The organism is Mycobacterium sp. NGS24 (assembly GCF_059813065.1).
On sequence record NZ_JCALDW010000002.1, the window covers coordinates 1 to 14,394 of the forward strand.

At 66.8% G+C, this 14,394-nt stretch carries 14 protein-coding genes; 4 read left to right on the forward strand and 10 right to left on the reverse strand.

Annotated features, from left to right (window positions below; all coding sequences use genetic code 11):
* Nucleotides 1-591: M24 family metallopeptidase (locus tag AC5Y6Y_RS03100; RefSeq protein WP_499929362.1), on the forward strand; the 591-nt coding region annotated here is incomplete at its 5' end.
* A 176-nt stretch (nt 592-767) separates the two neighbouring features.
* Here AC5Y6Y_RS03100 and AC5Y6Y_RS03105 read toward each other — a convergent pair.
* From AC5Y6Y_RS03105 to AC5Y6Y_RS03140, 8 genes are all read right to left on the reverse strand, one after another.
* Entirely contained in the window at nt 768-2,048 is a 1,281-nt protein-coding gene (locus tag AC5Y6Y_RS03105) for a hypothetical protein (protein ID WP_499929481.1), read from the reverse strand.
* A gap of 26 nt (nt 2,049-2,074) precedes the next feature.
* Nucleotides 2,075-2,839, reverse strand: a complete 765-nt coding sequence (locus AC5Y6Y_RS03110) for an SDR family NAD(P)-dependent oxidoreductase (RefSeq protein WP_463825364.1) — start codon at nt 2,837-2,839, stop codon at nt 2,075-2,077.
* A complete protein-coding gene (locus AC5Y6Y_RS03115) occupies nt 2,836-5,136 on the reverse strand; it encodes a CaiB/BaiF CoA-transferase family protein (protein WP_499918654.1) in 2,301 nt (766 codons plus the stop codon). Before AC5Y6Y_RS03115 ends, AC5Y6Y_RS03110 begins: the two co-directional genes overlap by 4 nt.
* Before the next feature lie 19 nt (nt 5,137-5,155).
* The gene (locus AC5Y6Y_RS03120) at nt 5,156-6,124 is read right to left on the reverse strand and encodes an enoyl-CoA hydratase/isomerase family protein (protein WP_463825362.1); all 969 of its coding nucleotides are present in this window, start codon (nt 6,122-6,124) and stop codon (nt 5,156-5,158) included.
* Nucleotides 6,125-6,160: 36 nt separating this feature from the next.
* Complete coding sequence (locus tag AC5Y6Y_RS03125; RefSeq protein WP_463825361.1) at nt 6,161-6,997, reverse strand: mycofactocin-coupled SDR family oxidoreductase; 837 nt, start codon at nt 6,995-6,997, stop codon at nt 6,161-6,163.
* Between the two features lie 280 nt (nt 6,998-7,277).
* Nucleotides 7,278-7,964 carry a TetR/AcrR family transcriptional regulator gene (locus AC5Y6Y_RS03130; RefSeq protein ID WP_499918652.1) on the reverse strand — a complete coding sequence of 229 codons (687 nt, stop codon included), beginning with the start codon at nt 7,962-7,964 and terminating at the stop codon, nt 7,278-7,280.
* Between the two features lie 83 nt (nt 7,965-8,047).
* Complete coding sequence (locus AC5Y6Y_RS03135) at nt 8,048-8,293, reverse strand: hypothetical protein (protein WP_463825359.1); 246 nt, start codon at nt 8,291-8,293, stop codon at nt 8,048-8,050.
* A 99-nt stretch (nt 8,294-8,392) separates the two neighbouring features.
* On the reverse strand, nt 8,393-9,610 hold the full coding sequence (locus AC5Y6Y_RS03140; RefSeq protein WP_463825358.1) for an FAD-dependent oxidoreductase: 1,218 nt from the start codon (nt 9,608-9,610) through the stop codon (nt 8,393-8,395).
* A gap of 102 nt (nt 9,611-9,712) precedes the next feature.
* On the opposite strand from AC5Y6Y_RS03140, the gene AC5Y6Y_RS03145 reads away from it, so the two are divergent.
* Genes AC5Y6Y_RS03145 through AC5Y6Y_RS03155 form a run of 3 tightly spaced genes read left to right on the forward strand, consistent with a single transcriptional unit; the run spans nt 9,713 to nt 12,827 of the window.
* Entirely contained in the window at nt 9,713-10,339 is a 627-nt protein-coding gene (locus tag AC5Y6Y_RS03145; protein ID WP_463825357.1) for a TetR/AcrR family transcriptional regulator, read from the forward strand.
* Nucleotides 10,340-10,356: 17 nt separating this feature from the next.
* Complete coding sequence (gene fadD1 / locus AC5Y6Y_RS03150; RefSeq protein ID WP_499918650.1) at nt 10,357-11,940, forward strand: fatty-acid--CoA ligase FadD1; 1,584 nt, start codon at nt 10,357-10,359, stop codon at nt 11,938-11,940.
* Nucleotides 11,941-11,957: 17 nt separating this feature from the next.
* On the forward strand, nt 11,958-12,827 hold the full coding sequence (locus AC5Y6Y_RS03155) for an NYN domain-containing protein (protein WP_499918648.1): 870 nt from the start codon (nt 11,958-11,960) through the stop codon (nt 12,825-12,827).
* Here the strand turns inward: AC5Y6Y_RS03155 and AC5Y6Y_RS03160 are convergent.
* Nucleotides 12,824-13,489 (reverse strand): hypothetical protein, encoded by a 666-nt coding sequence (locus AC5Y6Y_RS03160; RefSeq protein WP_499918647.1) that lies wholly within the window; start codon nt 13,487-13,489, stop codon nt 12,824-12,826. The genes AC5Y6Y_RS03155 and AC5Y6Y_RS03160 overlap by 4 nt on opposite strands.
* 20 nt (nt 13,490-13,509) lie before the next feature.
* Complete coding sequence (locus AC5Y6Y_RS03165; RefSeq protein WP_499918645.1) at nt 13,510-14,307, reverse strand: SDR family NAD(P)-dependent oxidoreductase; 798 nt, start codon at nt 14,305-14,307, stop codon at nt 13,510-13,512.
* Nucleotides 14,308-14,394 lie beyond the last annotated feature (87 nt).

A 14,394-nucleotide genomic window follows, 5' to 3' on the forward strand; every position in this document is an offset into this window, starting at 1 on the left:
CGACCGGGGGTTGCCGAGCAGACTTTGACCGGCGCGATGCTCGAGGCGATGGCCGCCGGTGGCGTCAGCACGCCGGCCACCCAGGACTGCACCTGGGTGACGTCGCACGAAGACCCGTGGCGTCGCGCCGGGACCGAGATACGCGCGGGAGACTTGGTCGCGTTCTCCGCCGGTGCGCTGGCCGACGGTTACGTGGCCGAGATCGCCCGGACCTGGCCGGCCGGCCAGGCTGCCGGTGAGCCCGTTCGCGATCTCTACCGACGCTCAAATGCCCTGCACGACAAGCTCATTGCAGGCTGTCGTGCCGGCGCTCCGGTGCAGGGGTTGCTCGCGGCTTATCCGGCCGTCGGCGAGCCGCTGCCGCCGATGCCCGTCGCGCACGGACTCGGGCTGGGTTTCGATCCGCCCGTGGTAACCGAAAAACTCTGTCTCGCAACGGACGACGAGTGCCTGGCGACCGGAATGGTGCTGGCGATCACCGGGTACGTGTGGCAGCGGGGGTTGGGCGGGGTATTGCGTCGCGACACCGTGCTGATCACTGACGGTGCCGCAGCGGTACTGTCCGACAGCCCGTCCTGGGCTGCGACGTAGGCCCTCCAGCTTGGCGTCCTGCGCCGAAAGAGATAAATCAGCAGGTATGCCGGCTTGGGGTCGGCCGAGCACGTCACCAGCGGCAGCTTCGGATCGTCGTTGCCGGACCTTCGGCACCGCGCCTGCTCACCGCGACGTCGGCGCGATCGTCGACTCGTCGAGGGGCTTGAATCGAGTCAGCGCTGAGCGTCTTCGGCGAGAAGTTCGTCCAGCAACCCGCCGACGCGGTGCTGCTCCCACAGGTTCAGCAGGTTCGACAACATCTGCAGCGGTGCGCGCACGCTTTCGTCGTCCCGGATGCGCGGATCCTTGCGGTTCTCCGGCACATCAGCACCGAAGCGGCGGAGGATCAACGCAGGCACGTCCAACAACCAGGCAACACCCATCACCGCCGCGTACAGCAGCAGGTGCCGGCGCAGCCGGTCCGGGTCCAGCCGTGGGCCTCCGCTGCCGACGAACTCCGCGACGAAGATGTCCAGCAGTTCGCCGAGATGACAGTTCCACACACCGATTTCGGCACCCGACATGGCTCCCCACAGGGCCATGCCCAGATTCATCTGACCGACGCAACCCCAATCCAGCAGACCACAGTTGAGGACACCGTCCGCACCCGTCCAGAACCAGGCGTTGTCCACGTTGGCATTCCAGTGACACAGTGCGATGTAGTCGGCGTCGCCGGCCAGTGCACGCAGCACGACCGCCTCATGTGCGGCGACCCGCGGCACGTCGTGGTCCAGGCGAGCCAGGAATTGCCGATCGCGGACGTTCGCGGGAAGCAACCCGGGATGGGTCCCGACGAATTCACGCAGTTGGACCAACCGTCGCTCCAGCTGTCCGGCGCGGTGGTCCGCACGCTCCCCCACGGTGGCCGACTGCACGTCCAGCGGGAAGCGTGCGGTCAGTCGGTCCGGTAACCGCCCGGAGCGGTGCGTGCCGGCCAGTCGGGCCAGCGCGGTGACCAGCGCCCGGTAGTGCTCGACGGGTGCCACCATGTCGTAGTCCAGGCATTTGTGGTAATGGCGTTCGATTCCATTGGCGCCGAACGGGATTCGTTCGGTGATCAGTATTCCCGTGCCGGTGGCCTGCTGGTAGTCGGCAAACAGCACGTCCGGCACGGCGATGGGGAAACCGGGTGTTCGCGATAGTGCGGCGAACCGAACTTCAGGCTCCATCTGGGTTCTGCCGCGGTCGCGAACGGGATTGTCGAGGTCGCGGGAGAACTTCACGAACAACTCGGTGTGCGCGCCCGGTTCGGGCCGGCGGTATTCGACTGAGAGCGCCGCCTTACGCCCGGTGCTGCCGCCGCCGATCTCGTTGCAGGCGACGATGCGGGTCACGCAGTTGTCCGGCGACAACGCACCCGAGGCCCGGAAGGCGTCGGTCAGAAAGCGCTGCCCGCCGGCACGCAACGCATCCGGGTGCACGGGGATCGGCAACGCCGAGCCGTCGCCAACCACCCACCGGTCGGCTGGCAGGCGGGGGGTCACCACGTCTGCTCGGCGGCCCGCACCAGCATGTGGTTGACGGCCACCCGCCGGTCGCGACTGACCATGTACAGCACCGCGTCAGCGATGTCCTCCGGCACCAGTTTGACCATATCGGCGGTCTGGCGTTCGAATGCGGCACGCGAGGGCTCAGTGAGGTGGGTGAAGATCTCGGTGTCGACGGTGCCGGGGCCCACCACTCCGACGCGGACCCGTTTGGCGATCATCTCCTGGCGGATGCCTTCGCTGAACGCGTTGATTCCGAACTTGGTCAGTGAGTAGACCGCCGTCCCGGGCCGGGCCACCCAGCCCGCGGTGGAGCTGATGGTAACCAGATCGGCGACTCCGCGCGGTGAATCCGCAGCGGCGGCAACAAGATACGGCAGGACCGTGCGGGCGACGTAGAGCACGCCCTGAATATTGACGGCCACCATGTCGTCCCAGTCCTGCAGCGCCGCCTCGGTCGCGGGTCCGGACTGCATCAGACCGGCATTGTTCACCACGATGTCCAGCCGCCCCAGTTCAACGACGGCCCGCTCGACGGCTGCCGCCACCTGCGCCGAGTCGGTGACATCGGCGGGTACCGCCAGCGCCGTGCCCCCGGCGGATTCGATCTCGGTCTGCAGGGCGCGCAGGCGATCGGCTCGCCGGGCCAGCAATGCGACTGCGACCCCTTGCGAGGCAAGGAGTTTGGCTGTCGCGGCGCCGATACCGCTGCTGGCGCCGGTCACCAGCGCCGCGGTGCCGGCCAGTGTCGCCGTCATGATCCGATCAGCTCGGTCAGCACGTCATCGGTGTCCTGCCCCAGACACGGCGCCCCGCGGGTGATGTCCGCCGGGCATCGGGCCAATCGCCACGACGGACCGACGATCGGCCGTTGACCTTCGCGGTGATCGCTGACGAACCGGTACAGCCCGCGATCCCAGAGTCGTTGGTCGCCGATCACGTCCGAGGACGTGGCACACTTGCACGCTGCGATGCCGGCTTCCCGCAATCGCTCGCCCAGGACGGCGGCGTCGTGATCGCGGGTGCGGCAGGCGAGTTCGTCGTCGAGGGCCCCGGCGTTCGCGAGCCGATCAGGCAATGTCGCGTATCGCACGTCGGTGGCCAGCAGGGGCACCTCGAGTACCCGGCAAAGTCGTTGCCACTCCGCCTCGTTGGCGACGGCGATGCTGATCCAGGCACCGTCTGCGCACGGATAGCAGCCGTGCGGGCACAGGTCGGGATGGTTGTTGCCGACGGGGCCGAGCCGTCTTCCGGTCAGGCTCTGTTCGAGCAGACTGTCCCCGATCATCGACGACAAGGTTTCCACGGCGGATACGTCGACGAACTGCCCGACGCCGGTTACCGTGCGATGCACCAACGCCACCACGGCTGCAAAGGCCGCTGCCGCACCGACGGTGGAATCCCCGTAGCGCATGCTGGCGCCGCGTGGTGGCCCGCCGGGATACCCGACCAGCGCGGCCAGGCCAGCCAGTGCTGCGAAACACGGCGCGTAACCGGTCTGGTGGCCCAGTGGGCCGTCATTGCCCCACATCTTGATCGACACCGAGATGATGTCCGGTTTGATCGCCACGAGTTGCTGATAGCCGAGACCTTGGCGCTCCATTGCGCCGGGACGCAGGTTGTTGAGCACGATGTCGCTGTGCGCGATCAGCTCGCGCAGTCGCCTCATGCCGCCGGGAGACTTGATATCGAGGTCGACGCTGCGGATCTCCGGGTTGATGCTGAGGAAATACGGCGCGTGGTCGATGTCGGTGCCGCCGTAGGCGCGCATCTCCTCCGGGTTGGTTGCGGTCTCGACCTTGATCACCTCGGCGCCCAGCAGTGCCAGCAATTTGCCCGCGTAGGGCCCGGCCCACACTTTGGTGAGCTCGACGACGCGCACCCCTTCCAGGGGGCCACCGCGCGGGTGCCTCGGTGACCTGAGTGGGGCGAGCGCCGGCCGAACTGCGCGCTGCGGGTCACGACCGGTGATCTGCTGTGTGTGTTGTCCGAGAGTTGGTGCAGCAGCGGCGATCTCGGCCGGAGAAGCGCTCAGCGTGTACGGGACGGTGGGATAGGAGCCGGTGCCCAATACCGGATGGCGCAGCTTTGTGAAATAGCGGCGGTGCCGGTACTGAGCGGATCGGTGCAGATCGCCGGCCTCGTTGACCGGGACCAGCGGCACGCCCAGGCGCTGAGCGCGGTCGGTGGCGACGTCTTTGTCCAGGACACGGACCCACTCGGCGAAGCCGCGCTGAAAGGCGGCGACCTTCTGCGCGGTCACCGAGAATTCCAGCCAGTCGTCGTCGAACGCGTCCAGCCAGCTCGGATGATCCAGCAGCGCCTTGACACCCAGCCAATGGGCTCGGCTGGTCACGTACAGGTAGACGTAACCGTCCGCGCACCGGAAGAACGATGCCGGACCGCGCTGGTCGTAGGCACTGCGGTCAGCGCCGGCCGCGTCCTCGCCCGCGACGAACCGCCCGACGATGCAGTCGGCGCGGGAGACCAGCACTGCCTGTGTGGAGATGTCGATCGATTCGCCCTGGCCGCCGTGCAGCCGCCGGAACAGTGCGGAGCCGATGCACAACGCTGCATCGAGTGCGGCTTCGTAGTCGGGGAGAAAGTGTCCGGGACCCTGCAGTGGCGGCTCGGCGGGGCCGGCGTGGCTGGGTGTGTGGTAACCCCAGCCACTGGCCTGAAATACGTTGATGCTCTTGGCATTGTCGAAGTCACCGGGGCCGAACGGGCTGATCGTGCAGAACACGGCCTCAGGGTGGCGTTCCGCCAGGTGCGCGGCCCCGAGGACGACATCGGCTCCGCGGAGCAGCTGGTGCAGCTGCGCGTCGTCGACATCGAGCGCGACCGAGTATTTGTTGGTGTTCAGATAGCCGAATAAGGCGCTGCCGTCGCACCCCTCGGCAAGTATCGGTCCCATCGCGCGGGTGCGGCTGCCACTGCCCGGCGCCTCGACCTTGATGACTTCTGCGCCGAAGTCGGACAGCAACTTGCCGCAGTACTCGGCAGCCACCGAGTCGTCGAGCTCGACGACCCGGAAGCCGCTCAGTGCCGACATGCCCTCGCCACCGACACGATCAGGGCTTCTTGCGTCCCGATCGACTGAGCCGCCACTCCGGCGGGAAGTTCAGGTCGTTGTCCTTGACTACGTTGTTGAGGCCCTTCTCGAAAGTGCCCGCGGTCAGGTCGACCTCCTGCGCGTCGTTGGCGATCATCGGCAGCATGCCCTCCACCATGCCGGTGAGCAGGCTGCCGAAGTACTCACCTTTGTGCTGTTTGTAGAGCTCCAGGAACGTCTTCTGCACCGCGACGGTGTCGGTCGGGCGGGAACGCGAACACGCCAGCGCGTACTTCTCGGTCTCGGCTTCCAGCTTGTCGCGGGGCACGACGCTGTTGACGAACCCGCACTCGTACATTTCCTTGGCGCTGAACGGCCTTCCGGTGAAAAGCATTTCGGAGAACTTACGCAGGCCCATCGTCTCGGCCCACCACCACAACCGCGGGCCCCAGCCGACGTAGCGGAACGCGGGGTGACCGAACAGTGCATCGTCGGAGGAGATCACCAGGTCGGCATCGCCGGCCTGATAGAAGTGCCAGCCGTAGCAGTAACCCTTGGCCTCGATGATGCTGATCTTGCGAAGTTCCTGCAGCGGACGGTTGCCGGCCTTCGCCTTGGCGTAGAAGTCGGTGACGGTGGACAGGTAGCGGTACGACCCGCCCGGTGGGTACTTCACGTCGTCGTCGTTGATCGCGAGTTCGTGCAGCAGCGGCATGCCCGGGTTCTCCAGCATGCCGCGCTGTTCGGGCAGGTCCCCGCCGCTGCCGAAATCCTCGCCCTCACCGCGGATCACCACCACCTTGACTTCGTCGTCCACGTTGCATTTGTGGATGATGTCGGCGTAGTTCTGCCGCATCCCCAGTGTGGTGGAGTTCTGTGCCTCGGGCCGGTCGAATGTGATGTACGCGATCCGGTTCTTGACGTCCTTTTCGAACCTGATGTACTGCTCGGCTTCTTTTTTCAGCTCTTCGTAGTCGTACTCGGGCATCAGTTCTCCAGTTCTGTTACTTGGTTGAGTCGGGGATCACTTGAGGAGCGCGCCGGCATCGACGGGCAGCGAAACGCCGGTGATATAACGAGATTCGTCCGAAGCGAGAAACAGCACCGCGTTGCTGATGTCGACGGCCTCCACCCACGGGACCGGCAACGTGTGCGTCATCTGCGAAAACGGGGCAAAGTCTTCGGGGCCGGGGTTCTCCAGATCCGGCCGGAACAGCCGAAACGTCACCTCGTTCATCGTCATCGGTGTGTTGACCTGGCTGGGGTGCACCGAATTGACGCGAATCATGTGCTGCCCCAGTTCGACGGCGAAGCTGCGCATCAATCCCATGACGCCGTGCTTGGCCGCGATGTAGTGGCCGGTGTAGGCAAGCGCCTTGTGTGATCCGACTGAGCCGGTCAGCACGATTGAACCGCCCCGTTTTCCGGCAATCACATGTGGCACACCGGCTTTCACAGTTTTCCAGACGCCGGAGAGGTTGACGTCGATCATGTCCTGCCAGATCTGCTCCGGGATCTTGTGCAGTTTGTTGCCGAAAGTGCCGATGCCGGCATTGGCGACGACGATGTCGAGTCGGCCGAGTTGCGCGACCCCGCCGTCCACCGCGGACTTCAGCGCGTCGTAGTCACGCACGTCGACCTGTACGGCCACGATGCGCCGACCCAGAGCCGTGACCAGGTCGACGGTTTCGTCCAGATCTGCCGGCGTGGAATGCGGGTAGGCCATGTTTTCGACCGGTCCGCAGATGTCGACCGCGATGATGTCGGCACCTTCCTGGGCCAGTCGCACCGCGTGGGAGCGGCCCTGGCCCCGCGCGGCCCCGCTGATCAGCGCGACCTTACCCGCGACCCGGCCGGTCATCGCCGCGCGAACATCGGGTACGGGTCGGCGATCAGACCGACCTGGTGGGGATCGAAGTGGACCTGAGTGTCGGTGCTTGCCGTCACGAAAACCCTCCTGCCGCCGACCCTTTCACCTGCCGGAGACGCCCGGAAGGTTGCGTGGCGCACTGCTTTGACAGGCAATCGGTCCGGGCTCTCACCGAGGCCGCCATAGGAATATTCTCTATACTCGTAGAGAACCACACGGCGGGTTCCGAGGCAAGACCCCGACACGGCGTGCCGCGCCGAAGCCGGGGCGCCTAGGTCTCGCGCCGGCCAGCCGGGGCCGGGTTGCCGGTGCCCGTCAGTCGTCCCTTCGCCGGGCTCTTGAGAATGCCGGTGGCTAGGGCCGCCAGGATTGTGTCGAGTTGTTCGGCGCTGTCGACGATCCGGTCGCCGTGGGCAAAACGCACCAACAGACCGTTGATGAAGGTCAAGGTTATGTTGCTCAGGTCTTCGATGACGGCGGATTCCATTTCGGCGCCGCGCGGCATCAGTTGCACCAGAATCTCCCGATGCAGTTTGGTGAAGGCGTCCGTCCCCTGCGCCAGGGTGGCTGCCAATTCCGGATCGCGGGCCGCCTGCATCGTCAGCTCGTACCTGGCCCGGGTCCGGGACAACTCCGGTTCGTGGCCGGACCGGATCACCACCTGCGCCAGCAGCGACGGCGAGCGCTGCGCCCGGCCGGTGTCGGACTCGTCCGCCACCGCCTGCAGGTTGGCGAGGTCCAACTCGGTCAGCCGCTCGGCCACCGCAAGCAACAGGGCTGATCGGGTGCGGAAGTAGAACGACGTGGTACCCGCGGGGACATTGGCCTTGCGGTCCACCTTCAGGTGGCTCAAACCTTTGGCACCGTCGTCGGCCAACAGCTGAATCGCCGCGTCGCACAGGTCGCGGCGGCGCTCGCCGGAGTTCGGCTTACGGCGCTTATCCCTGACTGGGGGCACGAACGAACTCTACATTGATAGAGAACCCACCCCGGGTCGACCCGCGCTATACCGCGGAAATGCCCCTAGCGGTGTTCGGCTGATCAGGTGCAGGGGATGCCGTGCGGGCCACCGATCCAGTGGCCAGGAGGCGATTGCCACGGGCAGAACTGCTTGACTTGCCCAGGCGGCAGTTGCTGCCACCCGTCCACCTGTCCGGGCGGAATCGGCGGCGGGCCCGGGATGTGCGGGCCTGGTTTTGCCTGCGCGGTACCGATGCCCAGGCCGAGCGATCCGGCGCCCAGGGCGGCCGCGATCAGTGCTGTTCCTGCCGTCTTTTTGATATTCACGTTGCGTCCCCTCTCGGCTCGTGGAGCCATGTCACTGTTGATGGCTACCCATACCGGCGGGAATCGAATCGCGACCCGATAGTGGGCCGGAGCACAGCGTCACGGGCGACGGGCATATGCCGGCGCATGCTCGGGCAGCACTCCGACCCCGATGAAGTACGCCGGAATCACCGTCAACCAGGGCAACCGCCGCACGACGGTGAGCAAAGCCGCCGGCGGAGCCGGGTCAGCCCCACGCAGCAGCGGGCCCAGCAGCCCGCGGTGCAGAATCCGCTGCACGAACTGGGTGACCGCGGTGGGAAGGATGCGGCGTCGGCGCACCGCTGCCAGCTCACGGCCGGTGACCCGCCGCGCCAGTAACGGTTCGGCCAGGATCGTCGCGGTCGCCACCGCGTCCTGCACCGCCAGGTTGATCCCGACGCCCCCCAACGGTGACATCGCGTGTGCGGCGTCCCCGATGCACAGCAACCCGTCGCAGTGCCAGCGGCGCAGTCGGTTCACCCGGACGTCGAGGTGCTTGACGTCGTCCATCGAGGCCAGCGCGTCCACCGACTCCGCCGCCTCGGGCACCAACGCGGCCACGTCGCGGCGGAATGCCGCCACGCCCCGGGCGCGCAACTGTGCGTCCGTGCCTTTGATGCCGATGTAGGCGATCTGGAAGTACCCCTCGCGTGGGATGACTCCCAGCGCCTTGCCCGGCGCGGTACGCGGCAGGAAAGAGAATTCGGTGTCGTCGTCGCGCGGCAACTTGAACCACCACACATCGAATTTCACCGGATAATCGCGCGCACGCAGTCCTGCTTCGTGACGCGCGATCGACCAGCGGCCGTCGCAGGCGACGGTCAGGTGAGCCCGCAGTTCACCGGGCCCGTCCGGACCCCGGTACTGCACGCCGACGACCCGGTCGCCCTCGCGCATCAGCCCGGTGACTTCGGTGTTCATCCGCAGTGAAAACGCCGGTTCGGCACGGGCGGCACGGGCAAGGAGGTTCAACAGATCCCACTGCGGCACCATCGCGATGAAAGGGTGCGGCTGGCGCAGTCGCTCGAAGTCGATGTAGGTCACCGATCGGCCATTCGAATTGAACGCCGCTTTACGGACTTCGGTAAATGGCAAGGCCGAGAACGACTCCCACAACCCGAGCTCGTCGAGCAGCCGCATCGTCGAGCAGTGCACCGTGTCACCGCGGAAGTCGCGCAGAAAGTCGCCGTGCTTCTCCAGCAGCGTGACGTCCACGCCCGCGCGGGCCAGTAGGAGACCCAGCACCATGCCCGCCGGGCCGCCCCCGATGATTGCGCACGTCGTCTGCTCGGCCATTGGGGCAAGCATAGGACTCGCCGGACCGGATCCGCCGTGCAGCGAGGCGCACGGCTGGAATAACCTGACGGGTGCAATGTTCTGCATCCAGGTCTTCGCACAGTGACGTCGCGACGAATCGCCCCGACTCGGCCCGCGCACGGCAACCAGATCCGGGCGCACCGCACTCGCGCCACGGTGATCGACACCACGGTCCAGATCGTGCTCGACGAGGGAATCGCCGCCGCCAGCGGCAGACACATCGCCGACACCGCGGGCGTCACCTGGGGAGTGATCCAGTATCACTTCGGTGACCGCGACGGACTGCTGATGGCGGTGGTCGACCGCGGGTTCAGCGAGTTGCTCGACGCCCTGCAGTCGTTGCCGCCCGCCACGCCGGACACCCCGACCCGCGAACGGGTGAGTTCGGTGGTGAGCGCGGCGTGGCAGGCGATGTCGAGCCCCGCCGCGCGCGCGGCCACCGAGATCCTGATCGGCACCCGCGCCAGCCGCGGCACCACCGCCACCGGCCATCTGAAACGACTGGGGAAGACATTCGACGCCTTGGGCGCCGCCCTCGACCGTGACCTGGACCCCACCCAGAGCGCCGCCATCGGCGGACATCTACTGACCACATTGCGCGGCATGGTCGCCGGCCAACTGGTCATGCCCGGACCGGTGGACACCAGCAAGGAGCGCCGGGCCCTCGTGGAGATCCTGAGCAACTACCTCGATGCGCACCACCGATGACGGATGGACCCGAACCCATGACCGAGACAATCCAATCGCTGCTGCGGCAGCGACTCGACGATCCGGCAATCGCGGTGAAATACGGTGACCTGCAATGGACTTGGCGTGAATACCTGGCCAAGTCCGCAGCCCAGGCCGCCGCCCTGCTGGCTGTTGCCGACCCGGACCGGCCGCTGCACATCGGCTCGTTGCTCGGCAACACGCCGGACATGCTGACGCAGATGGCGGCGGCCGGACTCGGCGGCTATGTGCTGTGCGGACTGAACACCACCCGCCGGGGCGCGGCGCTGGCCGCCGACATCCGGCGCTCGGACTGTCAGATCGTCGTCACCGATGCCGAGCAGCGGTCGCTGCTGGATGGCCTGGATCTGGGCGACACCTTGGTCCTCGACACCTCGACCCCGGAGTGGACGGAGATGATCGCCGGTGCGGGCGCACTGGTCCCCCACCGCCAGGTCGAGATGATGGACGCATTCATGATGATCTTCACATCGGGTACCAGCGGCAATCCGAAAGCTGTGCAATTCCCGCACCTGATGCCGGTGTTCGCCGGGCGCAATCTCGCCGACCGCTTCGCCTTGACCGCGGCGGACACCTGCTATGTGTCCATGCCGCTGTTCCATTCCAACGCCGTGGTCGCCGGCTGGGCGCCGGCTGTGGTCTCCGGTGCCGCCATGGTGCCGGCGAAATTTTCAGCAACCCGGTTCCTCAGCGACATCCGCCGCCACAACGTCACCTACATGAACTACGTCGGCAAACCGCTCGCCTACATCCTGGCCACTCCCGAACGGGACGACGACGCCGACAACCCGCTGCGGGTGGCCTTCGGCAACGAGGCCAACGAGAAGGACATCAAGGAGTTCGCACGGCGCTTCGACACCAGGGTCGAGGACGGTTTCGGTTCCACCGAGAACGCGGTCATCGTGGTACGCGAACCCGGCACTCCGCCCGGTTCGATCGGAAAGGGGATGACCGGCGTCGCGGTCTACGACAGCGACACCGTCACCGAGTGTCCGGCGGCCCGCTTCGACGAACACGGCGCCCTGCTCAACGCCGACGAAGCCGTGGGTGAATTGGTCAACACGACGGGTTCGGGACTGTTCGCCGGCTACTACAACGACCCCGAAGCCAACGCCGAACGGATGCGGCACGGCATGTACTGGTCCGGTGACCTCGCCTACCGCGACGCCGAGGGCTGGATCTATCTGGCCGGGCGCACCGCCGACTGGATGCGGGTGGACGGGGAAAATCTGGCGGCCGCACCTATCGAGCGAGTTCTGTTGCGGCACACCGCAATAAACCGGGTGGCGGTGTACGCGGTTCCGGACGGACGGGTGGGCGACCAGGTAATGGCCGCGATCGTGCTGCACGAAGCTCGCGCCTTCGACCCCGACTCTTTCGAAGCGTTCCTCGACGCGCAGCCGGACCTGTCGCGCAAGGCGTGGCCACGGTACCTCCGGATCGCCGCCGAGCTGCCCAGCACCGCCACCCACAAGGTGCTTAAACGCCAGTTGATCGCCGAAGGGACCGCCATCGGTGCGGCCGAGTCGTTGTGGGTGCGCGAGGAACGGGGCACCGCGTATTCGTGTGTGGGCCGCTGATGACGGACGATGGCCGGATGACCGACTCCAGCGCAACCCGCGTCGCCGTCTACTTCGACTTCGACAACATCGTCATCTCGCGTTATGACCAGGTGCACGGCCGCAACACCTTCCAGCGGGACAAGGCCAAGGGCCTGGACAAAGACAAACTGCGGGTGGCCACCGTCGACCTGGGCGCGATCATGGATTTCGCGTCCTCGTTCGGCACGCTGGTGCTCACCCGCGCATACGCTGACTGGTCCGCGGAGGTCAACGCCAACTACCACGGCCAATTGGTCGGGCGCGCCGTCGACCTCGTTCAGCTGTTCCCGGCGGCCTCCTACGGCAAGAACGGCGCCGACATCCGGTTGGCGGTCGACGCCGTCGAGGACATGTTCCGGCTGCCGGACCTGACGCACGTGGTGATCGTCGGTGGCGACTCGGACTACATCGCGCTGGCGCAACGCTGCAAACGACTGGGCCGCTACGTGGTCGGGATCGGCGTGGCCGGCGCCAGCAGCGGATCGCTGGCGGCCGCCTGCGACGAGTTCGTCACCTATGACGCACTGCCCGGGATTTCCACCACCGCCGCCGCGCCCCCGCCGCGCAAGCGCGGACGCCACGCCAGCGCCGCCGAACCCGAAGACGAGGCGCCGGCGCCCGACCCGCAGGCCGCCGCGACCGGGCTGCTCGAGCGCGCCCTTCGCATCAGCCAGGAAAAAGACGATGCCGACTGGCTGCACAATTCCATCGTCAAAGCACAAATGAAACGGATGAACCCGTCATTCAGCGAAAAGTCCCTGGGATTCAAGTCTTTCAGCGACTTCCTGCGGTCCCGCAGCGATCTGGTCGACCTCGACGAGAGCACCACCACCCGGATGGTGCGCCTGAAGAACGACAGCTCCTAACGATCGATCTCGCCGGCGATACCACGCTCGATGCCCGCCCGGGTGGTTGCCGGCAACACGATCAGACCGTCGAGTTCGGTACGCGCCAACGCGTAGGCGCGCTGGCGTTCCTGGGCGGTGGCGCCGTCGTCCGCGGCGACCCGGAACAGGCTCCGCGCCCGCACCAGACGCTGCTGTTCCTCGGTGGAGAAGTCGCTGGTGCGCCGGCGCATCGCTTCGGCTTCGGCGGCGTCGAACGCGGTGACGTAGTCCTCGACAGCATCGAGGTAGCGCCCCGCGGCGTCCCGGTCGTCGAAGAGATCTTCCGCACGCACCGGCTTGTGCAGGTCTGCCCGCAGTTTCGCCTTGTGGAACTTCATGGTGAGCGGATTGCGCATATCGGTCATCACCGGGAAGTCCAGCAGCCGCGATAGGTCCAATTCGTACTCCAGCCAACGGGCATCGGTCTGCTCGTGTGCGTCCAGTGCGCGTCTGACGGCCCGCCAGTGCGCCGCCGGCGTTGCGGTCGGTTGGCTGCGCACGGCAGGGGTTTCGGACGCGGCGGAGCCCTGCGCGCGGCCGGGCCGCTGGAAGGACGACAGCGCTTTGATACCGGCTGCAATCAACCCCACCAGCGGTAACACCAGCAGCAGCAACTCGATCAGCCGAAACAGCACTCCCACCAAGCCAGGATGCCACTACCTCACCGTTTGTCGGTTTGCCCGGCGGCGATCTGGTCAGCCGCCTTAGCCGCGATATCGCCACCCAGACGGGACGCCAGCTCGGGGGCGTTGGCCGCGAACCGCGCCAGTACCTGCTGGCGCAGTGGGGCGACGGTGATCTCGCCGCGATTCTGCCGGATCGCCTTGACCACCGCGTCGCCCACCTGCTCGGGCTTTCCGGTGCCGATCAGCGGCGGCGCGGCGGCACCGGAATCGGCGAACATCCCGGCGCCGCCGATCGCACCGGGGCTAACGACCGACACACCGATTCCGGCCGAGCGCAGGTCGTCGCGCAGGCACAGCGCGAAACCGCGCAGCCCGAACTTGGTTGCCGCGTACAACGATGCGCGGGCGGTGGCTGCCTTGCCCGAAATCGACGAGATGTAGACGAAGTGCCCCGATCCGCGCCTGGTGAACGCCGGGATCAGTTCGCGGGTGAGCTGCACCGGCACTTCCAGATTGACTCGCAACGCCCGGCCGACCTGCTCGGCGCTGTAAGTGTCCAACCTGCCCGACGCCGGCAGCGCGGCGTTGGCGACCAATACGTCGATCTCGCCCGCATCGGCCAGCAGTGCCGGTGCGGCGCCGGGCTCCGCGAGGTCACTGACGACCGTCCGGTGCCCTTGGCCGGCAAGCGAAGCCGAGAGTTCGTCGAGTTCGTCCTGCTTGCGTGAACTCAGGATCAGCCGGGCGCCGCTGTCGGCGAGTGCCTTGGCGATCGCGCGGCCGAGGCCGCCGGTCGCGCCGGTGAGCAGGACAGTCTTGCCGGTGAGTTCCATAGCAAAGACGCTAGTCGACTTCGTCGAACACCCGGTACGTCTGGGTGTTGGGCACCCGGGCACTCCACACTGGCTCCCCGGTAGGCG